This window comes from Nostoc sp., from assembly GCF_036916575.1.
In the GTDB taxonomy this organism is placed as follows: Bacteria; Cyanobacteriota; Cyanobacteriia; order Cyanobacteriales; family Nostocaceae; genus Nostoc.
This window is the reverse complement of sequence record NZ_JBALGC010000092.1, coordinates 60,094-86,938: the sequence shown is the minus strand read 5'-3', so window position 1 is coordinate 86,938 and position 26,845 is coordinate 60,094. Positions and strand designations below refer to the sequence as shown.

General features: G+C 41.6%; 18 protein-coding genes and 3 pseudogenes. 8 read left to right on the top strand and 13 right to left on the bottom strand.

The genetic code is table 11. From position 1 onward, the window contains the following. Positions 1–23: 23 nt before the first annotated feature. Complete coding sequence (locus V7L29_RS19440) at positions 24–1,526, top strand: HlyD family efflux transporter periplasmic adaptor subunit (RefSeq protein ID WP_334736534.1); 1,503 nt, start codon at positions 24–26, stop codon at positions 1,524–1,526. A 340-nt stretch (positions 1,527–1,866) separates the two neighbouring features. Here V7L29_RS19440 and V7L29_RS19435 read toward each other — a convergent pair whose 3' ends face one another. From V7L29_RS19435 to V7L29_RS19420, 4 genes are all read right to left on the bottom strand, one after another. Beyond that, positions 1,867–4,254, bottom strand: coding sequence for a CHASE2 domain-containing protein (locus tag V7L29_RS19435; RefSeq protein ID WP_334691821.1), 2,388 nt, complete (start codon positions 4,252–4,254; stop codon positions 1,867–1,869). 1,154 nt (positions 4,255–5,408) lie between these two features. Further along, positions 5,409–6,593, bottom strand: coding sequence for a DUF1822 family protein (locus V7L29_RS19430; protein WP_334736533.1), 1,185 nt, complete (start codon positions 6,591–6,593; stop codon positions 5,409–5,411). 25 nt (positions 6,594–6,618) lie between these two features. Beyond that, on the bottom strand, positions 6,619–7,809 hold the full coding sequence (locus V7L29_RS19425) for a sigma-70 family RNA polymerase sigma factor (RefSeq protein WP_334736532.1): 1,191 nt from the start codon (positions 7,807–7,809) through the stop codon (positions 6,619–6,621). Positions 7,810–8,063: 254 nt separating this feature from the next. Then, positions 8,064–8,219, bottom strand: coding sequence for a hypothetical protein (locus V7L29_RS19420; protein WP_334736531.1), 156 nt, complete (start codon positions 8,217–8,219; stop codon positions 8,064–8,066). A 300-nt stretch (positions 8,220–8,519) separates the two neighbouring features. Between V7L29_RS19420 and V7L29_RS19415 the strand changes: the two genes are divergently transcribed. The 3 genes from V7L29_RS19415 (at position 8,520) to V7L29_RS19405 (ending at position 10,923) form a co-directional block, all read left to right on the top strand. Then, on the top strand, positions 8,520–9,047 hold the full coding sequence (locus V7L29_RS19415) for a hypothetical protein (RefSeq protein WP_334736530.1): 528 nt from the start codon (positions 8,520–8,522) through the stop codon (positions 9,045–9,047). A 282-nt stretch (positions 9,048–9,329) separates the two neighbouring features. Continuing rightward, entirely contained in the window at positions 9,330–10,364 is a 1,035-nt protein-coding gene (gene egtD, locus V7L29_RS19410; protein ID WP_334691826.1) for an L-histidine N(alpha)-methyltransferase, read from the top strand. Between the two features lie 340 nt (positions 10,365–10,704). Next, positions 10,705–10,923, top strand: a complete 219-nt coding sequence (locus tag V7L29_RS19405) for a hypothetical protein (protein ID WP_334736529.1) — start codon at positions 10,705–10,707, stop codon at positions 10,921–10,923. A 1,085-nt stretch (positions 10,924–12,008) separates the two neighbouring features. Here V7L29_RS19405 and V7L29_RS19400 read toward each other — a convergent pair. The 5 genes and pseudogenes from V7L29_RS19400 to V7L29_RS19380 all read right to left on the bottom strand — a co-directional run. Further along, complete coding sequence (locus V7L29_RS19400) at positions 12,009–12,275, bottom strand: hypothetical protein (protein WP_334736528.1); 267 nt, start codon at positions 12,273–12,275, stop codon at positions 12,009–12,011. Beyond that, a complete protein-coding gene (locus V7L29_RS19395; RefSeq protein ID WP_334736527.1) occupies positions 12,239–12,409 on the bottom strand; it encodes a hypothetical protein in 171 nt (56 codons plus the stop codon). The genes V7L29_RS19400 and V7L29_RS19395 overlap by 37 nt, the downstream gene beginning before the upstream one ends. A gap of 135 nt (positions 12,410–12,544) precedes the next feature. Continuing rightward, positions 12,545–14,896, bottom strand: a complete 2,352-nt coding sequence (locus V7L29_RS19390) for a di-heme oxidoredictase family protein (protein WP_334736526.1) — start codon at positions 14,894–14,896, stop codon at positions 12,545–12,547. A 720-nt stretch (positions 14,897–15,616) separates the two neighbouring features. Then, positions 15,617–17,368 carry an RluA family pseudouridine synthase gene (locus tag V7L29_RS19385; RefSeq protein WP_334736525.1) on the bottom strand — a complete coding sequence of 584 codons (1,752 nt, stop codon included), beginning with the start codon at positions 17,366–17,368 and terminating at the stop codon, positions 15,617–15,619. Between the two features lie 62 nt (positions 17,369–17,430). After that, positions 17,431–17,607 (bottom strand): annotated as a pseudogene (locus tag V7L29_RS19380) (S-(hydroxymethyl)glutathione dehydrogenase); the annotation flags it as partial. Positions 17,608–17,890: 283 nt separating this feature from the next. Between V7L29_RS19380 and V7L29_RS19375 the strand changes: the two are divergent. Together V7L29_RS19375 and rimM are read left to right on the top strand one after the other, a co-directional pair. Continuing rightward, positions 17,891–19,174: a valine--pyruvate transaminase gene (locus V7L29_RS19375; protein ID WP_334736524.1), complete on the top strand. Its 1,284-nt coding sequence runs from the start codon at positions 17,891–17,893 to the stop codon at positions 19,172–19,174. Between the two features lie 226 nt (positions 19,175–19,400). After that, positions 19,401–19,988: a ribosome maturation factor RimM gene (gene rimM / locus V7L29_RS19370; protein WP_334736523.1), complete on the top strand. Its 588-nt coding sequence runs from the start codon at positions 19,401–19,403 to the stop codon at positions 19,986–19,988. Between the two features lie 995 nt (positions 19,989–20,983). Here the strand turns inward: rimM and V7L29_RS19365 are convergent. Next, positions 20,984–21,375: pseudogene (locus tag V7L29_RS19365) on the bottom strand (fasciclin domain-containing protein). Positions 21,376–21,886: 511 nt separating this feature from the next. On the opposite strand from V7L29_RS19365, the gene V7L29_RS19360 reads away from it, so the two are divergent. Next, positions 21,887–23,524, top strand: coding sequence for a DUF1565 domain-containing protein (locus tag V7L29_RS19360; RefSeq protein ID WP_334736521.1), 1,638 nt, complete (start codon positions 21,887–21,889; stop codon positions 23,522–23,524). 223 nt (positions 23,525–23,747) lie between these two features. On the opposite strand, the gene V7L29_RS19355 is transcribed toward V7L29_RS19360, so the two are convergent. The 3 genes and pseudogenes from V7L29_RS19355 to V7L29_RS19345 form a co-directional block, all read right to left on the bottom strand. Further along, positions 23,748–24,524 carry a Uma2 family endonuclease gene (locus V7L29_RS19355; protein WP_334736520.1) on the bottom strand — a complete coding sequence of 259 codons (777 nt, stop codon included), beginning with the start codon at positions 24,522–24,524 and terminating at the stop codon, positions 23,748–23,750. A 64-nt stretch (positions 24,525–24,588) separates the two neighbouring features. Beyond that, positions 24,589–25,333 (bottom strand): annotated as a pseudogene (locus V7L29_RS19350) (alpha/beta hydrolase-fold protein). Between the two features lie 85 nt (positions 25,334–25,418). Continuing rightward, positions 25,419–26,210, bottom strand: a complete 792-nt coding sequence (locus tag V7L29_RS19345) for an ion transporter (protein ID WP_334691842.1) — start codon at positions 26,208–26,210, stop codon at positions 25,419–25,421. 88 nt (positions 26,211–26,298) lie between these two features. On the opposite strand from V7L29_RS19345, the gene V7L29_RS19340 reads away from it, so the two are divergent. Next, the gene (locus V7L29_RS19340) at positions 26,299–26,724 is read left to right on the top strand and encodes a nucleoside deaminase (RefSeq protein WP_334691843.1); all 426 of its coding nucleotides are present in this window, start codon (positions 26,299–26,301) and stop codon (positions 26,722–26,724) included. The last annotated feature ends 121 nt before the right edge of the window (positions 26,725–26,845 follow it).

Below are 26,845 nucleotides of genomic sequence, written 5' to 3'. Positions count from 1 at the left end.
CAGTTTATATATACTCAACAGTTATGATTAGTAAATCTCCAAAAAACTTTTTACCTTTAGTTCAAGACAACGAGTTTCTCCCACCTATTAGCCGTTGGACTACATTTGGCGGACTAATTATCCTGTTTGTGTTATTGTTAGCTGTTCCGGTGGCTGCGGTTGTTAAATATAAAGTTACTGTCAAAGGGCAAGCTGTTGTCCGTCCTGCGGGTGAATTGCCAATTGTGCAAGCTGCGACAGAAGGACAGGTAATGCAGATTTACGTCAAAGAAAATCAAACGCTGCGAAAAGGAGATACAATTGCTACTATTGATGACTCTCGACTGCAAACCAAAAAAAACGAGCTGCAAACCAATATTCAACAAGCTAGGTTACAACTAATTCAAACCGTTCCCCAAATTAATGCAATAAATAGTCAAATTCGAGCCGAAAATGATCGCACCAATCGGACTATCGCCTCTGCGAAAGCTGAATTGCAGGGACGCGATCGCGATCATCAAGACAAAAAAATTACCACTATCACTGAACTTCAAGAAGCATCAGCCAATGTCAAAATGGCCCAAGAAGAATTATATGCAGGAGAAGCACAGTTACAATCAGCCCTAGCTAATCTCTACGCTACTGAGGCGGCTTTAGGAGCAGCGACATCAAAGCAGAACCGATATGAAAGTGCTGCCAGACAAGGGGCATTATCCCGCGACCAAGTAGAAGAAGTACAGCTGGCTGTCAAACAGCAACAACAAGCTGTACAGGCGCAAAAAGCAACTTATAAAGCCCAAGAAAAAACAAATGAACGGCTAAAACAAGCTGTTAATGGGGCTATTGCTAAACGCGATCGTGCTATTGCAGCTCTAAACCCAAGCAATGCAGATGTAGCAATTGCAACTGAACACATTTCTCAAGAAAAAGCCTCTGGGGAAGTGAATAAAGCAACCTTAGAAAGAGAACGTCAAACACTTATAAAGGAGAAAATTGAAACTGAAAAACAATTAGAGCGCCAAGAGAACGAACTCAAGCAAGTTGAAATCGACCTGAAGCAAACTACTATTACGGCTACAGCAGACGGGATTATTTCCAAGCTAAATTTGAGAAACCCCGGTCAAACTCTCCGGGCAGGGGAGGAAGTTGTCCAAATTGTTCCCGCTCATGCACCTTTAGTTATCAAAGCCGCTGTAGGTTCTGAGGAAAAAGGTAAGATAAAAATCGGTCAAAAGGTGCAAATGCGAGTTAGTGCTTGTCCTTATCCCGATTACGGCACTCTTAAAGGCGAAGTAAAAGCGATTTCCCCAGATGCTATTAGTTCGCAAAAAAACGATGCAAATGCTGATACAAACTCTACTCCTAAAGCAACTGCTGTTGGCGCTTTTTACGAAGTCACTATTCAGCCAGAGAAACTTACATTAGGTCGCACTTCAAAGAAATGTCAAATTCAATTGGGTATGGATGGCAGAGTTGATATTATTACCCGCGAAGAAACTGTACTGCAATTCTTGCTCCGCATGGCAAGATTAATTACGGATTTGTGACGTTGACGAAGGTTTCAATTGACCTCTTCGCCACTATAGCGCTTCTCGTTTGTATGCAATACACTCTGACCTCTCTCCTAAAGGAGAGAGGCTTTAAAACTTACTCCCCTTCCCTTGCAGGGAAGGGGCTGTTCTTGTTAGGTCTGTATTCCATGCAATTGAGAAGTGCTATATTACAGTTTACTCGTTGCAGCCTCGCTACTTTTACCCCTTCTTATAATTCAGGACTTACGCAAAAAGGCAGTGAAGGCTTTGATTTACCGTAGAGGCAATTCATGAATTGCCCCTACATTTCGTACTTGATGCGTAAGTCCTATAATTAATAGAAGATAGTTTTACATTACTCAATTAATGATTGTGGAGTAGTGGAAAACTCCCGGCGATTTTGAATAAATATAACTACAACACCACTTGCAACTACGCTAAAAGCTGAGGGAATAAATGGTGTCCATAACCCTTGTTTTAAAAGAGCGATCGCACAAACTCCATATAAAATCACAACTGTCACAAAGATGGCGCCTCTATTATCTGACCGCGAACGAACGCGCCAAACAATCAGACTCCCAACTACAGACCAGCCGCATATCCAGAGAATATCACCCCAGAAAGGCAAAACCCAAAAAATTGGACGTTTATCTAAAACTGCGCTCAAAACTTGGCTGACCATTTGTGCTTGTATAAATACCCCCGGTATTTGTTGGTAATCTTGCTGTGCAGTACTGTAGGGAGTTGACCAAGTATCGCTGACAGGGTTAGCTGTCACTCCAATGATAACTACCTTATCTTTAAGTAGATCAGGATTAACTTTATCGCTCAATACATCTTCAAGGGAAACTCTCTGATAATCAGTATTACGGTAATTGACAAGTATTTGATTGCCGCCTAAATTAACTCCTTGTTGATAGCCACCACTGCGACCAAATTTTAAACCTTTAAAGACTTTAGAGCCAAACTGTATATAATTTTCATTAACTTTAGGTTGAATATTTTCGTAAGATAAGTAACCAGCAGCTAATTGCAACGAGAGCGAATAAGGCGTTGTACAAGTCGAAGAAGGCTCTTGTGGCATCATCAAAATTTGGCGACGGACGATACCATCTGGGTCTTGAATTGCGTCAGCAAAACCCTGACGTTCTACAGGTACTTCTTTCGGAGGTTTAACACCTTGGGGGTCATATTTACTATCGGGGGTTTTGCAGGTAACAAGAACATTCTCTTTGCTAATTTCTGTGGAAAGTTTTATTGGTTGTAGTTTATTTGGTGGGTCGGCAAAGTCTCTGTAAATATCTATTCCAATAACTCGCGGTTGATACTTTTGTAATTTCTTAAGTAATGTCGCTAAGGTACTATCCGAAATTGATTTATGCCCTAGCGTTGTCTCTTGTCGAGATTGAATATCTTTTTCAGTGATTTCTACAATTATTAACCTTGGATCTGGGTCTTCCTTGGGTCGCAGCCGTAGCATTTGATCAAAAGTTTGCAGTTCGATTTTCTCAAAGGCTCCCAAGTATCTCAAACCTACTGTTGAAACAGCCACAATAAAAGTACTAATTAGTACAGTCCAAAATTTCGTTTTTGGGATTGCAATTTTACCTTTTGTCGAAACTTGACCCCTAAATTTAGTATCACCAAAATTGCCAGATAGTTCTTGCCACGTAGTAGGAACAGTTGTAGGATTTTGACAGATGACTGGCAACCAACTGGCGCAAGGAAATTCATTTTCCAATCCCTGAAGTCTTTCTCGTGCTTCTCGTACAGCTAGGTAAAGTGGTTTGCCACCTGCAAAGGCAATAAGAAAGTTTTTTAATAACTCCTGTGCTATTAAATCTGGCACCCTTTCCCGCATTATAATTATTTGGGGAATGTTCAAATCAGCTAAATTTATTGCCAAACCAATTCCGTCACAAGAATTGAAAATTGCCAGTTTTAAGCCACGACTAATTGCTGTATTAAGTGCATTTTTAAGCTGGGGAATTGTTAAACTTTCTGTCTGATTGATGTAAATTTTTCCTATTTCTCCATGAGCAATACTAGTACTGTGTCCTGCAAAAAATAGGATATCCCAATCTAGATCCCATAGATGCTCATCAAGTTCTTTACGTGTTGGTTCGATAAGAAACGTAGTTTGGGCACCTGTTAAACCTTGTAACAAAGCGCCGTCTTGCTCAATATCAATACCAACGCTATTGCCTAGAATTGCCAAAATCTTGACTTTACCTGTAGGAGATTTTGGCAATACCTGAGGAGACACATATTGATGATTGCTTAAAGCTAATTCAGCTTGAGGGTAATCTTTAAAAAAATCCCACAGATGCCAAGGCAACCGATGCACTAGAACTATATCCGTTTCAATAATAATTCTAATTTCATCATCCCGATTAAGTAGAGTCCGCAACTGCCGCTCAATATTCTGAAATGACTCAAATTTCAACCAAGCATTCATATTTGCTTGCAGCTGTTGACACACTTCATCGAAGTCATTCACAGAAATATTGGTTATATCTTGCGAATGCACTTTTATACGCTGATTGCTACCCAGATGTTGATGCACAGCTTCGTAGAGTAACTGCCATCTGTGGTAGAGTTGGCTTAGTTCTGGTACTGCTGGCAGACTCCCTGTTAATTTTACGAGTAAAAATTGGTTATGATGCCAAAGTTGAGCTGTGACAACAGGAAATCCCTTATTTAAATCTCCTCCTAACAAACTGAATATAACTAGCTTATTCATAAGTCAAGTGAACTCTGCGATTTGTAGTTAACTAATGACTAATCAACGCCAATTTGACGCCGCTAGCTCTCAGGGCAAACCCATCTAAAGTATAATAATCCTTGAATAGCAAGGGTTTGCGCGTTTCATTATTTAGGCTATTTTTTCATTAAGATCCTTATTTAACAAAGGTTTCAAGGATTACGTGCGTTTGCCTTGCACAACCTTCAAAAACATTGTCCAATAATTTCTTTATTTTTCTAGAGAATTAGCTTCTATTACCTATTCAAATTCTTCAGCAATTTATTGCTCGTGTGATTGATACAGTTTCTGGAAAAAGTCATAGGAGTTATGCATTTTCTGTCAACAAATGCCATCGGACTATTAGCTCTAGTATTTATTGGGCAGCTAGCTGCTATATCAGCTAGCTGGCATTGCGCGTAGCTATTGTCCTGAATTTTTACTTGCTTATGCTCAATTTGAAATTTCATGAGGATGCACCTGGGGTAATCTTTGGGAATTGGGTGTGAATCAACCAAGCGTAGGATTAGCTGTAAGGAGTTGAAAACAAGGAAATGATTAGTACTACAACTTTAAACGGTTGCAACGATCTGTTCAATCCGCTTTATTAATATATTATAAGGTTTAATACAAACAACGCATTAACCTTCTGTGGCAAGTTAATGGCCTAACTCAGCTAACCCAATTACAGACTTATGCAATCAAGTTGGCATAAGTGTGAAATGTATTGTCTACCTGATCTCTATACCTTATAAAAGTCACAATAATCAATATGCTATCGCTAAATCCCCGACTTATAGCCATGATTATTATCTTTTCAGATAAATTAAATTCCGATAGTGTGAGTTGGTCAACACAATCGCTTAAAATGCTATATTTTGTAAGGTTTTGAGTGATTAGATGAGCAGTTTTGTGTTCGTAAAACTTTAACTTTTTCTCAAGATAAATTTAGTTTTATATACCCAATAAATGAGTTTTATTAATCTTAATAAAGAATTATTCAGTTTGAGATAAACTAATTCATACTTTGGGAAAACAGTTGATTTATTATACTTATAGTTACATCAATTTTTAGAATTATCTAGATAATTCTAAAATCTTTGTTAGTTTTTATCAGTAAATAAGATGCGTTTACCCTGGCTGGCTCCTAATGACTAAATCATGAAATTTTCTGTTATTTGATCATTATTCAGAGCAACCTGGATGCTAAAACATTCTCCCACTTTCCCATCAAAGAGTTTCAATTGCACGTAGATATCTTGAACTCTTACTTGTACTTGTTGAATTATTTCCCCTTGATCGGAAAGTAGAACTAGCTTGCTATTAGCAGGTAGATAAGGTTGATTACAAACTGGATGTAGCTGCACGCGAATACTAACTTGTTGGTTTGCCTTTGGTATTAAAGCAACTAATAAAATAACTTTTTGAGCCTCTATTTCCATTCCTAAGTCAATCAGCTTGGCGCGTTTGATAGCGGCAGCATTGAATCCAGAATAACTACGGAAATTAAAAGTTAGGTTACTGGAGTTTGGCTCAAAAAAAGTCTCTAGAGCTTGCCAAGAAGTATCGTAAATCTGCTCCAGCCAACGACTGAGATTCACTTGTACTTGGGGAAATTGCGCTCGCTGTAGCTGTTGATACAACCATTGTCTCCACTGTTCATTCTCTAGTAGCATTCCCCAGGTTGTAAATGGTACTGCCAGTCTAAAAAAGGTTACAGAGGAATTGCTTAACAGTTGCTGCACATATTCTACTTCAGCAGTCGATAATTCTGGTAGTGGAGCGATCGCAGCTTTCATCTCCTCTGTTGGACAAAATTGGTAGGTCATCCAAAAAGCATTAAGGTCTTTAATTAAGTGCCGTGCATCTATACAATAAGTCCTATCTACTTGGTCATAGTGTGCCAATGATTTAAGTTCAGTATGGGTTATGTAGCCCCAAATTCTTACCCACTCGCCATCTGGTGTGACTTGTACTGCTAAATAATAGTCTGCTGCCCAAGTGGGAATGTCTACCCATTCTTGAGGAACTTCTAGCTCGCTATCATCAATTGCCTCGCTGGGAATTAAAACGACTCGCTTTTCTTTTAACAAAATTGCTGTGCCATTGACAAATTCCCAAAAAGCAGGAATACCAGGGGAACTGTACCAGATACTTGCTTGTGGAACATATTCAGCTTTTACCCAATTCAAAAACGCATGAAGGCAAATTTGATTCATGTAAGCACGCCAGCGACTGCTAGGTGTGGCGTAAATTTGGCTTTCTTGCCAAGAACTCCTCTGTAATGATGGTAATATTTCTAACAATAGTTCCTGCGGTTCTGTAAAAGCCAAAGTCATTTTTTCTACCTCATCTTTCATCACGTTAGATAGCCTCGCCATACTTAACTTTCAACCATTCTTCCAAAGCGCTACTCATATTATTAACTAGGTTGGAAGTCACAGAAATATTGAGGGTATCTTGACTCCATTGGATCAATGCTGCCAGCATTGATTCTCTAGCTTTCATCAGCCGGCGAGAAACAGTAGACTGACTCATTTGTAAGCGTTGTATAATTTGTGGCTGAGTCAGCCCCTGTTGATAGTAAAGTTGAAGTATTTCCTGGGTTATTACATCCATATTTTGTAAAGCTTTTAACAAGACAGCTTGAATCTGAAATTGTTGATTTTGTAGGTTTTGGGCATCCTCTTGGGCTATCATCTCAGCGATTAATGAGTCAGAAGATGGATCTGGCAAATCAAAAGTTGTTGTGGCATCATTTTCTGATATCACTAAATTTAAAGAACTAACGGGTGGATACAGATAAGCACGCACGTAGATAGCTGACTGGGTTAACCACTGTTCAATTTTCTCTCTCGTGCATTGTGGAGTTGGTTGAGTTAATTGATTTTGTCGTTCGCGGTTGTAGAGGTTGGCAACAGCTTCCCAAAGCTGGCGCTCTGGTTCAGGTAGTGCCCTTGTGCCTCCTGGTTGGTTTTGGACATACAGTTCTTTGAAACAAGTCCAAGCTAGCCGATATTGGGCAATTAGAATAGGTGATAATCCTGCTTGCTCAAGGGCTTCTAAGAACTGCTTTTTGCTTATTTTGCGTAACAATGCCCAATTTGTGCAAATATCAGCTTCCTTGCGTTGACGTAAAATGTCTTTTAACCGACTAGGAATTGCTATAATGGTATAGGCTTTTAAACTAGAGCATTTTTCTGGGTTAAAGTTTTTGAGAATTGTTTCGATTTCAGCATTCGCCATTTGAAAATAATCTGCTAGGCTGTATTGGCTATTTGTAAATCTGGCAATTGTTTTTTTGGCAGCCCAATAATTTGGTTCCTGTAAATAAGCAGACAGATGCATTCTAGCAAGGCTATTAAATTGCTCTCGCCATTGCTTGTACCAATGTAACGCCCAAAAGTTTTCTGAGTTAGGGACGAATGGTGAACACTGCAAACAAGTTTGGATACTTCGATACAGTTTGGTATCAATCAGCCATTTGCTGAATCTGTCTCCTTCCAACTCAACGAAGGTTGAGAACATCTCCGTAATTTCTTGGCGAGGACGCATAAGCAGTTAAAAATTTAAATTGATCCGAACTTCAGCAATTATCAAATAGATATTTTTATTTAGCTTTTCATATCATCAAGCAAGATTACGCACATTTTACAGTATGATGGGTAAAGGTTTCTGTCTAACTAGGATTTGACTGTCTAAATAGTATGAATTATTACCTGTTAAACTCATCTCGATAATCTCCTAGTTTAGAATGCAGGCGCGATCGTGCCTTTGTAGGTAGCGTTTATAAAACTTTTTCCATGAACCTATCCCACTAATAAAACTCTTTGAATCCAAATATGAATAGTAGCAAGATCAAGAAATGCATCAAAATATACTTTTCGACGTTCCCAGCGAACAACTAAACGACGGTGTTTCCGTTGATACCAAGCAAAATAACGTTCTTGCTGGTATCTTGTCACAGATATCTTGATGGGTCTACCAATATGTTTTCTTAGTTTTCCAAACTATGAATTGGTATTTGGGGTCGAATCCCTCGTTTGCGTAGACTCGCACGTTGTTGTTTCGAGTCATACCCCTTATTGGCAGCCAAAACTCTAACTCATAACCGATGTCTACCGCGTTTCAAGGTTTTTAATTTGACTTTATCTAGTAAAGGTAATATCTGTTCCCTTTCCTCGTCGATGATTTTTGTGGGTGATACTCTTTTGAAGGAGAATTATTGGTTAGAGTTTGATTATAAATTATTCTATATATGTAATATGGCTATCAAACATCCTGTTTTACTTGCACTGTTACCACTCTCGATTATCTGTGTTGGTAAGGGTTCCAGCTCTGCACTCCATTCGCCAATACCAACAGTACTAGCACTGACCAAGGACAACCAAAAGTCTCCATCAATTATTTTCTTCCTGCCCAAGGAACGCCCTCAGCCTGGAGTCGGCTGGTCAATCACCACTACTTCTGGGAAGGCAGAATTAGCCCTGGCACGCCATTTAGTGAATATAGGTGCAAAGGAATATGTCGCGTGGTGGTGTCCGCACTGTCACGAACAGAAGCAGCTTTTTGGCAAACAAGCCTACCAGATTATCAACGACAGTATTAAAGTTGAGTGCGACCGCCGTGGTATCAATCCCCACCCAGACTTGTGCAAGGCAGCGAAAGTCCCCGGTGTACCAACTTGGATTATCAATGGACATCAGTATAGTGGCGTACAAAATCTGAAAGACTTAGCTAAAGCTTCTGGTTATAACGGGGATATGAACTTTCGGTACATCCAAAGCGAATAAAGAGTGTGTGTCGTGCAGTGTGGTTGCCATATTTTTGATATCATCCCGGTGTGCGCCTGATTTTCGCAGGGTTTCGCTGTGCTGCTGATTAAGTAACGGGTTAGCAATAGCACTTAAGCACTTACTTGCTATCATCCTATTGGGAAAATGCCTAAAAATAGCTCTAAAGCTTGAGCAATATAGCTCAGGCATGATTTTATTAGCTATGACTATGTGTTTCACTGATTGGGGTAAAGGTCTGCCATCAAAAGTAACCTATTACGGCAAGCATACGGAGGTTTCATGTCGATATCTAAAGCTGTTAACAGCAAGGTTACTTCTCAAAACAGCGTTGAAAAACGCTTACAGATAAAGCGTTTGGTAGGAGCAACTCAAATAGTTGCACCTAATGCTGGGAGTGATGTAGTTAAGGGATTAACTCAAACACCTAAATCTCTACCCCCCTGTTACTTTTATGATGACCGTGGTTCTAATCTGTTTGAGCAAATTTGTGATTTACCAGAATATTATCTCACACGCACAGAAACAACGATTTTACAGCAGTATGCTGGCGAAATTGCCAAGATAACTGGCGCTTGTGAATTGGTAGAACTTGGCAGTGGCAGTTCTAGCAAAACCCGCATTTTACTAGATGCCTACCAGCAGCTAGGCTATCCCCTGCACTACCTACCAATTGATGTATGTGCAGGTATATTGGAAAGTAGTGCTAAACAGTTATTAGAAGATTATCCCTTACTGCAAGTTTATGCACTAGCGGGAACCTATGAATTAGCCCTTGCACAACTCCTACCAACGCAATTACCCAGTAGGATGATTTGTTTTATTGGTAGCACTTTAGGTAATCTGACACCTGGTGAGTGTGATATGTTCTTCTCTCAAATTACAGAAGCCTTACAAGTAGGTGAGTATTTCTTGTTAGGGATAGATTTACGAAAGCCGAAACAGATTTTGGAACCAGCTTATAACGACAGCCAAGGAGTGACGGCAGCATTTAACCTCAATATGCTGGAACATTTAAATCAGCGATTTGAGGGGAATTTTGACACCACCCAGTTTGAACACTGGGCATTTTACAATGAAAGTGAGCATCAAATAGAAATGCATTTACGCAGCCTGCGATCGCAAGTTGTACAATTACGCGCTCTTAACCTCAAGCTTAATTTTGCATTAGGTGAGACTATCCTCACCGAAATTTCTCGCAAATTTGACCTTAATACTATCAAGCAGCAACTCACTGCACAGGGTTTATTACCTCTTGATGTGTGGACAGATCCAAATCAATGGTTTGGTTTACTGCTGTGTCAACTGCAAGCATAAAGCAAATCAGGCTATGCCTCACATATATAGGGATTCTCAGTTGAGTCCAATATAGACTTAACAAAAATAGCTCCTTCCCTACAAGCGTTGGGAAGTAACACTCCAAGCCTCTCTCCTAAAAGGAGAGAGGCTTGGAGAGAAGTCAAAGTATATTGCATCAAAACAATAACTGTGATAAATGATATTTGTCCCACCCTAACAAGAGAGAACAATTAAAATCTCTCTTATTAGGGTAATATTTTCACTAGGTAATGTTGTATATCATGTATTAATGCATATCCCTATCAGCTCAAACAAGTAAACTAAATCTTTAGCTACTAATTATTGTTGCATCGAAGGTGTGGGAAAAATTCTACTGAATATAGGAACCCGTGGCTTAGGCTTAGTTACAGTTATATTCGCATTAGCAGCAGAAGAGTTATTAGCTGCCTCAGAGAGGATAGGTGGTTTGCTATTAGTAGAATTTGCAAAATCACTCAATTGGATAGCGGATGGTGAATTTAAAGATACGGAAGTAATATTATTAGTATTTTGGCTGTTGGATTTTACCGGAGTTTGAGCTTGAGATGGAGTAACGATGAAAGTTGAACTTGTTCCTATTACCAGTATTAGCAGATTAGAAATATATTGTGGCATGGGAATTTAGAAAATGGGTTGATAAATATTCAAAGATTAAAGAAGTTGTGTTTGTTCTTAATTGGAAATAAAACCGTTATTTTCCAAAATAAATGATTCCGCTGTCAAATAAAACCTGATTCCAGCGATTTTTAAATAAATAGATTACTAGCGTATGCTTCACATTTGAACATAGCTTAGTACATTGATTCACTCACAAAAACCTAACCCCCTCAGTTACCTTGACTACAAGGTAAGAAGAAGCTAAACTTCTGTCTTTTAAAAGGAGAGCGGTTATTCTTGGATTACGGAATCGGTCTTATAGAGAGTCTATAAATAGAGACACGTGAAATAATTGAAGTTTTGTCATCAACTAAGCCAGCACAACTATTAATAATTTAGTTGTATTTATCTTGTTACTAAAAGAGAAATTTTACTGAAATTTTTGAAATAGCTGATTTTCAGTAAATCAGCTATTAATTCGCATATTTGATAAATGACAACAAACAATATATAAAGTTTTCATAAAACGTGAGTTTTATGAAGTTCCTTTCATAAAAAATATGTGTAGGCGTCCAGGGACGGATACTAATCTGACTATGTTATAGAAATACTGAAAAAATTGTTTGCTGACAGATGCTGTCGCGCTCGGTTGATGATCGGTGAAGGAGACAAACAGCACAATCACAGCAGCCGAGCTTACGAAAACTAGAAAGCCATAAAAGCTTGATTCACTCGAAAAGCTCATTCGCTGCTGTGTTTGGTCTGTACGTCTGGGTTGGACTCCAGACCGCGACGTGAGATGATCTTACGTTTTGCCAGTGAGTTATTCCGGCTCATCAGGCGGGGTAATTTTGGTAAAGTAGATTTTAGATTTGGTATTTGTATGTGGCGATCGCGTTTAAGGGATGAGCGCGATGGCGCGTAATTACTGAAGCGAATCTATATAGTATTGCGCGGTTAGCCATAACTACTTCGTATTCATCCTCCCAGCCTCTGGTGTCAATCTTTTCCCAGGTGTTGTGAGCATTAGGATCTGCTGCTGACGCGGGAACGTCTACTAATCCGAGGTAGTTCCCCAAAAGACCATCTTCGGAATCTCATTGCCGACAAGATAATTCTTCGTGCATCGTGAATCATTAGCCACTTAGACTCTTGCACGAGTTGCACTGATGCCATTAGCGCCAGACTGTAGCTAATGCCCTTGGCAATTGCCGGAACTGGAGAAAGTGCCGTTAGCCAAAAAGCGGCTGCGTTAACTAGCAAACAGTTGGTTTTTCCCCACTGAGAAGCCATGAAAGCACCCTTCCCAAAACAATCAAAACTGCGATCGCAATAAGCAAGGCATAATAATCTGGTGACGATAGCTTCAGAAACGGACGGATGGCATCATCAGTAAGCAGTGCAAGGACTAACCCAACACTAGACATAATATAGAGGGAGCAACGCGAATATGGCATGATCACCCCGATTGCAAGATTACCTGCATCAAAAAAAGGACGTTCTTAAGAACGTCCCCGTAGTAAAATTCACAAACAATCGATATTAGAGATATTGGAGAGCGACTATAGCTCCTTCAAGAAATCAATTATCGCTTGTTGATCATAAGGTGTCAGATAACGGAAACGACCGATAACTTCGCGTGCTTCACTTCGATGAGTTTTTGAAATAGCACTGTTATAAGGTGGGCAAATGACATCCTTAGGCGATGAGCCATAGTTGATAACATTGCCGATTTTATTGAAGACTTTGCCACCCGGAGGAACAGGGCATCCTCCACCCGGCAGCTTAGAGGTCTTATAGTCATCGGGTGCAGGCAGGTCATGTAGCTCAATCGCTGCCCGAAGCGCATCGTCTACCGAACGAACAACCAATGGTGCATTGGTCACTTCCCTATTGGTAAACACAGTACCCGCAGGCGTTGTGTCACGGGTGAGGGTACTCAAGTAGACGCTACCATCATGCAAGAATGGAGGACCAACCTTACCAATCCCCATCAGAGGCGGTGTACGGAACTCTTCACCCTTAGCAGTTGCTTTCTGGTTTGAGAAGATATCATCAGTTAGGTTACGAGGCAGATCATACGTTTTGAAGTTCAATCGGTTACTACGAACAACCGTGGTTCGGCTCACAAGGATTGGATCACGTGGAGTTGGTGCAAACCGTTCAGCATCAATAATGGGGCCTTTATGCAGAATCAGATCCGAGAAAATTGGTGCCCAACGGTAACTAAGAATGTCTACAACCGCTGCTGCATCAGTACCCAAGGATGGATCACCAGCAGCAGGCGATCGACCAGTTCTTTGAACTGGAGTATGGCAGCTTACACAACTCACCATGCGATCGCTCTGGTTAATGGCATTGGGATCACGACCATCGCCCCTGCTAGGCATACGACCGGGGATCATCCGGTTGGCAAAGGCAGTGAGATCAATACCAAAAAGCTGCGCTCCCCGTTGAACACTGGCTGCACGACTGTAGTCAGAACGAGGTTGAGAGGGATTTTTGGAATTTAGCACCGCCAAGAGGTTGGAGCCAAATTCTGGGGGAGCCGTCAGGCGCAAGAAATTGCGCTCACTGAATGGGGTGCTAAGGTGAAACTCCGGATCATCTATTGGATTTTTGCAGTTCTTATTGTAGGGAGCAATCTTGGGATCAGCAATTTTGATCTCATTATTGTTAGCCAAGCTTGTAATGCCAAGCTCACCTTGCAAGCCCCCAATGATAAACTGTAGTATCTCCGCGCCATTGGCACGTAAGCCAAAACGCCCTACCCCAGAGACTAGGGCGTTGGGTTGGTTAGGTGGCGCATTGGCAGGAATCATATTCACCTTACCTGTGACACAATCACCGTTGCACTGGAATACAGCAGTTTTCAAAGACGATTTGCCGCCTCGAGTGTCAGAGGGATCAGGAGCGTTTGTAATGTCCTGGTTTGGAACAGCCTCCATCAGCCCACGACCGATATAGGGGGGGCCAGCGCGTTCACCGACACCACGTCTAAATCCACTTGAACTCAGGCCCGTAGTTGGATTAATTGTGCCAAGGTTTCGGTCTTGGGCGATGCTTGGGATTGCATCTGGTTTGCAATCTATACTGCGATCAAAAGCTTTAAGTTCAGCAATCGGAGGGCGTGTATGCTGCACAAAACCACCAAAATTCTGTGCATTACCTGTGATGGGATTTTTAGTACCATCTAGCTGATCGTAAGATTTGGTCGGATCGACCGCTTCAACCGACGGTGAAAAGTCCCCGAAAATCGTAAAGGCTGCGGTTCGCCCGGTATTATTGATCGCATCCAAGGCTGGGTCGGCCTTACTAACGATATTCGAGTAAACATAACCGTTTGGATCGACTGGATCTAAGCGAACACCAGCCGATCTACCACCATTCTTGGTATCACCCGACGTAAAACTGAAGTTGGTGGGGGTTGACCGTCCAGCTCGAGTGACGTTAGAGATACCCGTGACCAGCCCCGCATCGGGAACCGACTCAAGGTTATTCAAGTGACAGCCCGCGCATCGGGTTTGGTTAGCCATCGCCCCTGCGCCTTCCTTAACGGTCTCTGGGTTGGTAAAAAACCACGACCCTTCTACCAGTTTCTGGCGAGCTGATTGCGAAACAGAAGGATAAAGCAATCGATCTAACTGGGGCGCCGTCCTCAGGGGAGCAAGTCCCACGTCGCCATAGGTATCGCGACGGAGACGCTCTGCTGGACGAAGAGGTTTATTCGGAGGTGCAACCACGAAGCCTGAACTAACTTCGGCTCGTCGCTGTGCAAGTAACGTGGCATCATTGGGAATGTTGGTACGAAACTGACCAAAAACTTTGTGTGGGAAAACAAAAGAAATGAACACTGAAAGGCTAAGTGATAAACCTACTATCAACAAAACACTCAGAAGTTTAAGTCTTCGCATTACGTTTTTCAGCCTTATTCAAGATTGACTAAGACATGCTGAAAATCACAAATCCCATATTTGGATTTTTAGCCTGTCTATGCTACTAAGTATGAAAACTAACAAGCTATTGGTACCAATGCTCAGACCTAGATTTCGCAAAACCTAAGAGTAATTACATATAGACTTTACGACAATACTAAAGTCAAGCGATTTAGTCTAAATATTTCTACATAAAAAGTCCACTTGAGTGTCGAAGGAATTTATAGTGTTGTGTCCATTTTGACTGGGGTTTTACGTTTTGCCTTACTTTGTATTGACACTCTTGTGTTGGGCTATTTTGGCAAAAGCTAGACTAACTCGGCTTTGTTGGCGAAAGTATTGCTATATACCAATACGCTTGGGTTGTAGCTTGCTTGTCTAGTAGGGGTACGTAGTGAAACCCAACAAAGTCCCAAAAAATGTTGGGTTACTCTTCTCCTGTCGGAGACGCTACGCGAACGAGAAGCCGCCCTCCGGGCGTCTACGCCCCTCAAACGCCACTTGCTTCTCCCTACAGCCCTTTGGGCATCCTACGGCAGGCGCTAGCCTCTCCCAATGTGAGAAGGGGAGACGCGCAAGGGACAAGCCGGGAAACCCGTTCAACACAGTGGTTCCCCAACCTAAGTAGGTTAAGGTTTTTGGCTTTAACTCAAGCGTATTGTGCTATATACTAGAGCAGTTGTTCTTATTTTAATATTATCAAAAGGGCGTATTTGCTTGTAAATGCAAGGTTTTTTCTAACTGCGGATGCTTGAAGCGAAGTTCCCTAGCGTGCAAATGTAAGCGCCTGGTAACTGCACAGCATCCGTAAAGCTGATCGCCTAAAATAGCTACCCCAAGTCCTCGCACATCAGCTGCATGAACCCTCAACTGATGAGTGCGTCCTGTTAGCGGCGTAAATTCTACGCGGGTGTAGTCTCCTTGTCTCGCCATTACCTGGAAGTGTGTCAAGCTGGGTTTACCATGCTGCCAATCAACTTTTTGCTCAGGGCGATTTTCCGGATCTCCCCACAATGGCAAGTCAATCACACCTTGCTCAACTGTTACAGCACCGGAAAGTATCGCTTCATAAACCTTATGAACTTGCCGTTGCTGAAACTGCTGGCTGAGTTGCCGATGGGTTTGGCGATCGCGTGCCAACAACAGAATCCCAGAAGTTTCCTGATCTAGGCGATGCACAGATGCAAGCGCCATGCCATCAGCTAACAAATGACGTAAGCGACTCAAAACACTATCTTGGCGATCGCGATAACGACCAGGCACCGAAAGTAACCCAGCAGGCTTGTTTACAGCAATCAGCCATTCGTCTTGATAAATAATCGGGATCTCTGCCTTGATAGGGGAGAAGGCTGGAAAATTACAACGTTTTTCATTGGAGTCAAACACATTGGATCTATGCAAATGTGTTAATGTACTTAATAAGAATGGGGTTGTTGTATGAAAATCTTTATTAGGGATGGAAATACGTCTTAACCCTGAGAGCAAAAACCCCATCAATGGCTGACATCGCTCGGCACATGCTCCATAAAATTCTCCCTGGATTTTATTCTGATTTACTGAAGACGCACCCCACCAAAATTCCGCCATTGCCAGTGGTTTGAGATTATGTGTTGCCGCATAATGTAGCAGCTTGGGGGCACAACAGTCTCCTGTGCCAGTGGGGAAGCCTCCTGACATCAATTGCTGCAATGATCGCGATCGCCCGGAAAAATTGGTCAGGCTGTAGCTAGCGTGCATCTGAGCTTGGAGTTGACAGGACAGTGCTTTACGCTGTTGTTTGAGTTCGCTAATTCGCACATCCGTCGCTGCAATTAACTGCTGGAGGGGCTGTAATACCGCATTTTGCTGGCGTTTAAGTTGTCGTCGCTCAATTTTCTGCTGACGACTCTCTTCGTCGAGTTGTTCAAGGGCAATAGTGAGTGCTTTTGGAGTGAGTGTATTGCAAATTTGCTGACGTTTTTCTTGTCGTTGATGTTTGCAATGGCGATGGCGATCGCTCATTGTTTGCAACTGCTGCTCAAACTCATCAAACAGGGTTTCATAGTGCTGGCGTTCAGTTAGTTGCTTCAAGGTAATAATTTCTTGTTTAATCGCGTCCAACTGTGCCAGAGTGCGGGCTTCCTCTAAAGCAACTTCCTCTCTTCCTGGAATTGGCGGCACCCAACCCTCAACCACACTGCAACCATTCAAAAGACCGGAAAAGGCTTTGAGTACCCGTTGTTCGCCATTAGAAAATTCAACCAATAGTATCCCATACATCTTGCCTTCAGAAGAATAACAGTCATTGTTGGCAAGATGTTGCATTAGTCCGTGGGCGATCGCTTCCGACATTGAGGTGCGGGGTAATCTTAGGCGATCGCCACTTTCAGGACAACGCCCTTCGTACCAATAGCTACAAGATGAGTCGCTGATAGCAAAATCGCAGTCGATGAAATCTGAAAGTCTGTGCATAAGTAAATCGGCGTAAATAATTATCCTTGGGATAAGGCAGTTCTTGCTGGGGGCAATAAGCAGATTGCTGGAAACAAACCTTCGGGATCGTCACCAGATAGGGTAAAGGCGTCGGTATGACAAACCCCGCTAGCTTTAACCTCAACTAAGACTTCGCCGGCTTGTGGTCTTGATAGTTGAACGGTTTCAATCGTCAACGGCTTACCTGCGCTGTAAGCTACTGCTGCTTTAACTTCCAACGTCAGTCCTCCTGATAGTTTTTTGACGTTCTCTCCAATGATGAAGCACGGGGATTATTTCACTTAAACATATTGAGCGTATGATAAACTTTTGTATCACTTCATCGTATTTACTAAGCATGATCGCCGCTATAACGATAAATATCACTTTGTGAAAATATCATTCTCTAGCTAAATTGGTTAAAGGCGGCAACAGCTGTTTTGGCAACGATGTAAACTTGATCTCAGCAGCAACCCCAAAATAATTTGTCCACCTCTCAATTAATACATTTTGTCACAGCTTATGAACCCTGCCCTAACTCAAATTGGCGCTCAAATGTCCAACCTGACTGGCGTAAGAGCAATCATGAAGGATATTATCGAAACATTACGAGCGGGTACAGAGCAGCAGTTTATTAATTTGAGTGCTGGTAATCCGTTGATTTTGCCAGAGGTAGAGCAGTTATGGCGGGATTGTACTGCACAGCTTTTAGCTAGCCCAGAATATGGTGAGGTAGTTTGTCGCTACGGCTCAAGTCAGGGCTATGCACCATTTGTTGAAGCGATCGCTAATGATTTTAACAAACGCTACGGGTTAAACTTAAGCGATCGCAATATCCTGATCACCCCCGGTAGTCAAACCCTCTACTTCTACGCTGCGAATACATTCGGTGGCTATACTCCCAGCGGCGAGTTAAAACAAATTGTTTTGCCCCTCTGTCCTGACTACACAGGTTACGGTGGTATCTGCTTAGTTCCAAAAGCCCTAATCGCTCACAAACCGACTCTTGATATTGATGCAGCTGCCCACCGATTTAAATATCGCCCCGACTTCAGCCAACTGTCGATTACAGAAAACACGGGTTGTGTCCTCTTCTCTCGCCCCTGTAATCCCACTGGTAACGTCTTCAGCGATGATGAGGTGAAAAAGATTGCCGCCCTGGCTGCGCCTTATAATCTACCCGTGTTAATTGACTCGGCTTATGCGCCTCCCTTCCCAGCATTAAACTTTACTGAAATGACACCAGTGTTTGGTAATAACATCCTCCACTGCATGAGTTTATCGAAAGCCGGATTACCAGGAGAAAGGATTGGTATTGCCATTGGGGATGAAAAGTGGATTGAACTGCTGGAGTGTTTTCAGGCAAATATAAGTCTCCATTCTTCACGTTACGGTCAAGCGATCGCAGCTTTTGCAATCAATTCTGGTGCTTTAGTGGAAATTTCTCACACTGTAATCCGTCCATTTTACCAAAATAAGTTTACCGTTTTAGAAACTAGCTTAGAACAAGCAATGCCCAAGAATTTACCTTGGTTTCTCCATCGCGGTGAAGGGGCAATTTTTGCTTGGTTGTGGTTACAAGATTTACCCATTAGTGACTGGGAATTTTACCAACGCTTCAAGCAAGTAGGTGTAATTATTGTCCCAGGAAGTAGCTTCTTCCCTGGTTTAGAGGAAGAGTGGGCACACAAGCACCAATGTTTCCGCATCAGCCTTACAGGTACAGATGAAGAGATAACCACTGCTATGCAACGTTTAGCAAAAGTGGCTGAGGAAGTTTATAAGGGTGCGGCTGTGACTGCCTGATTAAGGGAAGTAGGGAGAAATCAATTCAAAATTCAAAATGACGCTCGCGGACTCGCTAACGCTGCGCTAACAAAATTCAAAATTGTACTCCTACAAAGAAGCAAGCTACGCGCAGCGTCTCGTAGAGAAGAAAAAGACTGGAAAGATGTAGCTTTAGCTTTCCGCAGGGTGGAAGATGAGGGAGATGAACCAATACCCATGCCCAATGACAAATGACTAATGACAAATGACTAATGACAAATTAGATGATTGGCTAGAAATTGGTAAGATTGTTGCCCCTCAAGGATTATCTGGGGAATTACGAGTTTATCCTGTATCTGACTTTCCTGAAAGATTTGAGGTGCCGGGAAAACGTTGGTTGTTGTGTTCCGGTGAAACAGAACCGCAGCCAATCGAATTATTGACAGGACGTTATATCAGTAATAAAAACTTGTATGTGATCAAATTAGCTGGTGTGGAAAATTGCGATCAGGCGGAGGCGTTACGCGGTTGTAAGTTAATGGTGCCAGCAAGCGATCGCCCCCAATTAGGCGAAGATGAATATCATGTCCTCGATTTGATTGGCTTGGAAGTTTTCATGCAAGCATCTGGCGAACTCGTTGGTACGGTGGTAGATATCATCCCCGCCGGCAATGATTTGTTAGAAGTGAAGTTGCATGAATCCTTTGTGATTGACAAAGGACAAAGGACAAATGACAAAAAGCAAAAGACTATTTTGATTCCATTTGTACAAGCGATCACACCAGTAGTAGACTTGAAATCTAATCGCATTGAAATTACGCCACCGCCTGGGTTATTGGAAATCAATAATTAGGTTATTCCTCGATCTACCTTTAGCTAGTTTCGCTGTACTGGATACTTCAAGCCCTACTTGGTTCTACAGTTGGTGCAATTGAAGACCTTAACAAATGGGTGACTAAGCAATTAGAAGTTTATCAAAACTAGAAGTTTATCAAAACTGGGAGCATCCCAAATGTGTAAAAACATAATTTGTCATTGCGAGCGGAACGTAGTCAAGCAAAGCAATCGCAAAGTACAGATAAAGCGAATTGCTTCATTTTGCAACTCTTGGAGACGCTCCGCGAACCCTTCATTCGCAATGACAAATAACGATTTTTATAAATTTGCTTGCATTGGGATGCTCCCTAGTCTTGTCCTACTTAAAACGAAAAATCAAGTCTTTTCAGCCCCGATTTCCGTTTTCGTTCTTATCTCGGCTCAATACCAATCTCGCTCAGAAACTTAAGCTGTATATTAACTTCTCTCCCGCATTTCATCCTTACCCTCACCTGGTTGAAGCTATAAGAATATATTTCGATAATTAATAGCAAGCCCAAATCTTTGTGGAATACTAGGGAGCCAGAAAGGTGGTGGTTGAGAGCGGCAAATATGTCCATATATAGTACCTAGAATACTGGAGAGAACTACCTGATTTCTGCACCTTAACTTGGTGTTGTTTGATTTACCGAATGAGTTGATTAACTACGACACAAAACGTAGTCAAGACCATTTTGGCAACACAACCCGATTTGAGGAATTAACATAGTTTATTGACAATAAGAGGTGTAATTGAGAATTAAATCCCGATCTCACTTTTTTGCATTGCTCCCAGTATTGACTAAGTGAAACAACCTTAAAAAACATAAAATAGACCTAACTTTCCAGCCCCTGTTACAGTTTCAGTAAAGGGAAGTCAAAGCCTCTCTCCTAAAACGAGAGAGGTCTGATATTTAATGAAAATTGAGTTACTTAAAATATATCTAGACAGTCGTAAGGTAGTGACTATAAATAGTTTCTAGCCTACAGACGTTATTCGCTATCTATACGTTTTTTAACTGAGGAATCAACAATGATGTAGATGACACCGTTATCATCAGCATCGGGTGTTGAGGCTGTAACCCATACTCTACATTGATACAATTGAAAGGGTGAATTTTCAAATTTAAACCTTCAATCGGCTTTATTGGCATCACTTTGCCGGAAACTCTGTGATACGTCAGGAGTTCCTGGAGCTTATTAATATTCTTAAGCAATGTCTCTACAGTATCTGGTGGAAGCTTTGCAAAAGCTTGCTCTGTGGATGCAGAGACGATAAACGAGTCAACATCTTTGAGAGTATCTATCAAATTGGCAGCCTTGATTGCATCAACTAGGGTGCTAAAAGAATTAGCAGTAACGGCAGTATCAATAATGTCAGCCATTCATTTCACTTGGTTGTGTGTAATTTGCTAATTATTTTGAGTATGACCTCCTAGTGTTAGAAATCATGTTTGCATAAGCGGTTGAGTAGCGTATAAGTTGTATGATATGAGTTAAAAAATTTAAATAATTAAAATACAGCAGAATTTAGGATTTATTCAATTTTAGATTTTTAATTTTGGATTGAAGGAAAAATCTAAAATCTAAAATCCAAAATTATTTATCCGGTTTGTGGTGCATTGCAGAAGCAATAACATATTCTCCACCATCTTCAATTATTTGGGAGCAATGCGATTTTGTTAGATGACCGAGATCATGTCACCTTGCCAAGGCTACTCTTCACCCCACCCTCACTCAGCAATTTTGGGTTAGTCGAGTACTAGTAAACCCCAAAAGCATTTGCATAATTTTTAACCTTGCAGTGAAAAGTCCTTTAAGTTACTTAATGCATCAACCGCTACCTACTTTTATGGTTAGCGCTAAGATAGCTATGTATTTTTTGGAAGTATAAATATGGCTCAGACTTTTTATGTAAATCCAGTATCAGGTAGAGATACCAACCTTGGTAGCCAACAAGCCCCGTTCAAAACTATTACCCAAGCCCTCAAGGTAGCTACAGATAAGACTAAAATTCAACTAACAGATGGGAATTATAATGCTGCTAGCGGTGAAGCCTTTCCGCTAACGGTTCCATCTGGTGTAACAGTGGTGGGTAATGAAACCAATAAAGGCAATGGCATTTTGATTGAAGGGAGTGGTAGCTATCTGAGCCGTACTTTTGCTGCTCAGAATGTCACATTTGTACTGCTCGACAAAGCCGAAGTACGCGGAGTGACTGTAACAAATTTGGCTAGCCGTGGTAGTGGTGTCTGGATTGAATCAACTGCTCCTACTGTTGTTAATAGCACCTTCACTAATTGTAAGCGCGAGGGAGTTTTTGCTACAGGCGATGCTAACCCAGTTATTCTAGGTAATGTGTTTAGTGAGAATGTAGCCAATGGGATTGCGATCGCTAAAAATTCCAAAGGTCAAATTCAAGATAATACCTTCTTCAAAACAGGTTTTGGCATTGCCATTAGTGATACTGCATCACCCTTACTTCGAGATAACAAAATTTCCGAAAACCGTTCTGGAATAGTCATCTCTGGCAGTACTCGTCCTGTATTGCGTAACAATGTCTGTGAAAATAACACTGACGATGGGATCACAGTGATCGGAACTGCCCTACCCGATATCGGCAGTACCAATAATCCAGGCGGCAATACTCTACAAAATAACGGTAAATTTGATTTACAAAATGCCAGTTCCAACAAGCTGGTTTCTGTGGGAAATAAAATAAATGCGTCTAAAGTCAAGGGAAATGTAGAGTTTGCAGATAGTTCGGTTCCGACACCCACTCCCACTCCCACGCCGACTCCCACTCCCACTCCCACGCCGACTCCCACTCCGACTCCCACGCCAACTCCAACTCCGACTCCCACTCCCACGCCGACTCCCACGCCAACTCCCACTCCCACGCCGACTCCCACTCCCACGCCGACACCTACACCTACGCCAACACCTACGCCTACTATCGAATTAACCGATATTGCGAATCATTGGGCAGGTGTGTTTATTCGGGAATTAGTCAAATTGGGGATAGTTAATGGTTTTCCCGATCGCACATTTAAACCCGATGCTACGATGACACGGGCGCAATACGCCGCATTACTGGTAAAAGCTTTCAACCCATCGCCAAACCGCCCCGTGGTCAAATTCAAAGATGTACCAGCAGACTTCTGGGCATCGAAAGTAATTCAGCAGGCATATCAAGGTTTATTTCTCTCTGGTTTTCCCGACAATACCTTCGGCCCCAACAAAAATATCCAGCGCGTGCAAGTGATTGTTTCCTTGGTGAATGGATTGGGATTATCTGCTGATAGTGCAACCGCCATCAAAACTTTCGATGACCAAGCAAAGATTCCTGATTATGCTAAGGATGAAGTAATTAAGGCTGCTCAAAAGGAGATTATCGTCAATCACCCGAACCTCAAACAACTCAATCCTACCCGCGATGCTACACGCGCTGAGGTAAGTGTGATGGTATATCAAGCCTTGGTAGACGCTGGTCGTGTAGCGGCGATCGACTCACCTTATATTGTGACTGCTTGATTGGTAAACTAGTACCGCAAGGCGGAAGTCAGCCCCTTCTGGTGCGTCCGCTACGCGTAGCTTGCTTGGACGTAGGAGTACGGATAAGTCAAAAGTCAAAGTTTGTTTTGCAAAATCGGATGATTTTTGTAGGGGCAATTAATTAATTGCCCCTACAAAAAAGGTTCTAAATTAGAGGCAGAGCAAATTCATACTTAATTTCAACAAACGCGGTTTTTAGTTTCTACTCGAACTGCGGCAAATTATTGGGATTAATACCCTGAGATTGCAAATAAGCAATCAGTCGTTCTTTTTGCTGGCGTTCTTGTTCGGCGCGTTGGCATTCTTGTTCGGCGCGTTGGCGTTCTTGTTCAATCTGTTCCACAGCCCAAGGTAACAAATTACCAGCTTTATCCCACCAGCGCAACCAATAACCAGTACGAGCTTCTTTTGTTCCTTGCCAAGTTCCCAAAAATAAGCCCATAACATCAATCCAATGATGACCATTTTCGTCAGGTAGCTTTAACTCATAGCGTCTATTTTCCAGTTGATAATATTCTAATAAACCGCTATCTGGTTCAAAAATTATGTAGATGGGAATCTGCAAAATTTGCTCGTAGAAAAACCATTTTCCTGGTGGATAAGTTCGCTTTACCGAATATTCTCCACCCTCAGTCTCGGATAAAAATTCGATGGCGATCGCTGGGATATCTCCTTCTAAATTTGGTGTATAACTTTTACGAGTGCCCACAACTTGATTAACCGAGGGCACATAAACCCAGTCAGGTGCTTTGGCAATAAATTGCCCGTTGAGAGTCGCACAAAGACCAAAGTTTGAAGCTATCAACATCTGGGGTTGGATGAATCCACTGATTTCTAGGCTTTCACGCAAAGCACCAGCCAAAAGTGGTTGACCCGTATTTTCCACTGGTTCATCCTCTAGTTGAAAATCCTTGGGTAAAGCTTCCCAAGAGATTACCAGTTCAGTTTGGGATTTGGCTTCACTGAGTTGGGTTGCCATAAACACAGCATGAATTTATTTTTGATTTTATCGCTTCTAGGACGGTATGAAGGCGATACCAGTATCAAAAAAGGGGCAAAAAACCCCCCTCTCTATATACTGCGGGTATTGATGCGATCGCATGATGGCGGATATGATCTTCAATAAAACTGGCGATAAAATAATAACTGTGGTCATAGCCTTCAGGGTAACGCAAATTTAGCGACTGATTAACATCTGCACAAGCTTGCTCAAACACCTCTGGCAGTAATTGTTCAGCTAAAAATTTATCAGCAGTCCCTTGATCAATAAGAATTAGACTGTGATATGCTACTTGCTTGACCAATTCACTAGCATCATAAGCACGCCAACTTCCCTGATTGCTGCCAAGATAACCACTAAAAGCCTTTTGACCCCAAGGACAACGCATAGGTGCAGTGATCAGTGCGATCGCTGATACTGATTTGTAGAGTTCTGGGTTTCTCATCGCACAGACTAGCGCCCCGTGTCCCCCCATCGAATGACCGAAAATGCCTTGTTTCTCAGGTTAGGTGGGGAAATTTGCGGTAATTAAAGCAGGTAATTCTTGGATAATATAACTATACATTCTCAGCCGCGTAGCGTTGCGCCCCTGCCTTCCCCATAAAATTTTCTTCAGTGCAAGTTAAACCAGAGAGGAAATAGAGAACTGGTACTGGCTGTTGAGTTGCTTGTGGTGGTTGATAAACAGCAAAGCGCATTTCACTGTTGCAGGTTGAGAAGGAATGACTGTAAAAGCCGAGTTTGCCACCAAAGCTTTTATATTCTGAGATCAGGTTGAGGTTAGGCATTGGTTATATTCTCTTTCCTGAGCGGCTGCTGGAGAATGATTATTTTAGCGTGAACTATCCACAATTAGCTTCTAATTGCACCTTTTCAATCAACCCTGCGACTAAGTAACTTAGTCCCGCACCTTTTACAAAACCCAGCATCTAGATCATGGAAAGCCAAACCACAACCTGAACAAACTGTTTCTATCTGATTAGCAGTTTTCACCACTCGCTTAATTAAATCCCCCACTTGCCAAGGAATCAGCGCAATTCCTGTAAAAATCATCAATAATGTTAGCAAGCGACCTAATTCAGAAATTGGAATAACATCCCCAAATCCCACAGTTGTCATTGTGACAACAGAAAAATAAAAGGCATCCAAAAATGTACCATAATTTTGAGGATTAACCGGATGTTCGACTTGATAAATTAAGCCAGAGTAAATAAAAACAATTGCAAATAATGTAAACAATATTCGCGCAAAAATCATCCCGTCTTCAGTGCTGATACTGGCGAATAAAAATTTCCTATCTATAAATCTGATTAATCGTAAAATCCGAAACCATCGTAGTAGGCGGATAAAGCTAATATCCACCATTCCTAGAAAGAATGGCAAAATCGCCATTAAGTCAATTATCGAATAAAAGCTAAAAATATATTTAATTTTATTTTCTGCACTCCACAGGCGGAGTGAATATTCTACCGCGAAGATGATGACGATCGCAGTATCAGCTACATTCAACTGAAACCGCACGTAATCAGGAATATTATAAGTTTCTGCTACAAAAATTCCTGATGATAGTAGCACCATCGCAGCAAGTGTTAAATTAATTGCTTTACCTAATGGTGTTTCCAGGTCTGTTAAGTAAAATTCTGTTTCTTGTCTGCTCAGTAACATATTCGACCATTAACTAATCTTAATTCCCAGTTATAGCATTAGAAATACGATATTATTAATCATTATCCTTATGTTAACCTCAGCTTATATGAACCCAGAATATTTTATGCGTTTAGCATTAGCAGAAGCAAAAGAAGGTGATGCGCCTTACGGTGCAGTGATTGTTAAAGATAAGGAAGTCATGGCAGTAGCTCATAATACCGTGAGGAGAGACAAAGATCCATCAGCCCATGCGGAAATTAACGTCATTCGCAGTTTAACAGCTAAACTGAAAAATCCTTCTTTAGAAGGTTATAGCATATATACAACTGGCGAACCTTGTCCGATGTGTGCAACTGCTTGTATTTGGAGTGGTTTATCAGAAATTGTATATGGTGCTTCAATTCAAGATTTAATTTTGTTAAATCAATCACAAATTAGTATATCTTGTGAAGAAGTCATTGCTAAGTCATTTAGGAAAATAAAAGTCGCCAAAGGCGTTTTAAAGCACGAATGTTTGGAATTATTTAAATAAGCTATCAAACAACTTATTTTTAGGAATATAGGACTCCGATTTGATTTGTGAAAATATACTGAGACTGAAAAGCCGATTTTATCAGGGTTTTATCTGAAATCTTGTTCAAAAATCAGATATG

What these genes read in the sequence shown, in the direction of transcription:
- V7L29_RS19440 (WP_334736534.1), top strand. Translation starts at nt 24, where the DNA reads ATGATTAGTAAATCTCCAAAAAACTTTTTACCTTTAGTTCAAGACAAC.
- V7L29_RS19435 (WP_334691821.1), bottom strand. Translation starts at nt 4,254, where the DNA reads ATGAATAAGCTAGTTATATTCAGTTTGTTAGGAGGAGATTTAAATAAG.
- V7L29_RS19430 (WP_334736533.1), bottom strand. Translation starts at nt 6,593, where the DNA reads ATGACTTTGGCTTTTACAGAACCGCAGGAACTATTGTTAGAAATATTA.
- V7L29_RS19425 (WP_334736532.1), bottom strand. Translation starts at nt 7,809, where the DNA reads ATGCGTCCTCGCCAAGAAATTACGGAGATGTTCTCAACCTTCGTTGAG.
- V7L29_RS19415 (WP_334736530.1), top strand. Translation starts at nt 8,520, where the DNA reads ATGGCTATCAAACATCCTGTTTTACTTGCACTGTTACCACTCTCGATT.
- egtD (WP_334691826.1), top strand. Translation starts at nt 9,330, where the DNA reads ATGTCGATATCTAAAGCTGTTAACAGCAAGGTTACTTCTCAAAACAGC.
- V7L29_RS19400 (WP_334736528.1), bottom strand. Translation starts at nt 12,275, where the DNA reads ATGGCTTCTCAGTGGGGAAAAACCAACTGTTTGCTAGTTAACGCAGCC.
- V7L29_RS19395 (WP_334736527.1), bottom strand. Translation starts at nt 12,409, where the DNA reads ATGTCTAGTGTTGGGTTAGTCCTTGCACTGCTTACTGATGATGCCATC.
- V7L29_RS19390 (WP_334736526.1), bottom strand. Translation starts at nt 14,896, where the DNA reads ATGCGAAGACTTAAACTTCTGAGTGTTTTGTTGATAGTAGGTTTATCA.
- V7L29_RS19385 (WP_334736525.1), bottom strand. Translation starts at nt 17,368, where the DNA reads ATGCACAGACTTTCAGATTTCATCGACTGCGATTTTGCTATCAGCGAC.
- V7L29_RS19375 (WP_334736524.1), top strand. Translation starts at nt 17,891, where the DNA reads ATGAACCCTGCCCTAACTCAAATTGGCGCTCAAATGTCCAACCTGACT.
- rimM (WP_334736523.1), top strand. Translation starts at nt 19,401, where the DNA reads ATGACTAATGACAAATTAGATGATTGGCTAGAAATTGGTAAGATTGTT.
- V7L29_RS19360 (WP_334736521.1), top strand. Translation starts at nt 21,887, where the DNA reads ATGGCTCAGACTTTTTATGTAAATCCAGTATCAGGTAGAGATACCAAC.
- V7L29_RS19355 (WP_334736520.1), bottom strand. Translation starts at nt 24,524, where the DNA reads ATGGCAACCCAACTCAGTGAAGCCAAATCCCAAACTGAACTGGTAATC.
- V7L29_RS19345 (WP_334691842.1), bottom strand. Translation starts at nt 26,210, where the DNA reads ATGTTACTGAGCAGACAAGAAACAGAATTTTACTTAACAGACCTGGAA.
- V7L29_RS19340 (WP_334691843.1), top strand. Translation starts at nt 26,299, where the DNA reads ATGAACCCAGAATATTTTATGCGTTTAGCATTAGCAGAAGCAAAAGAA.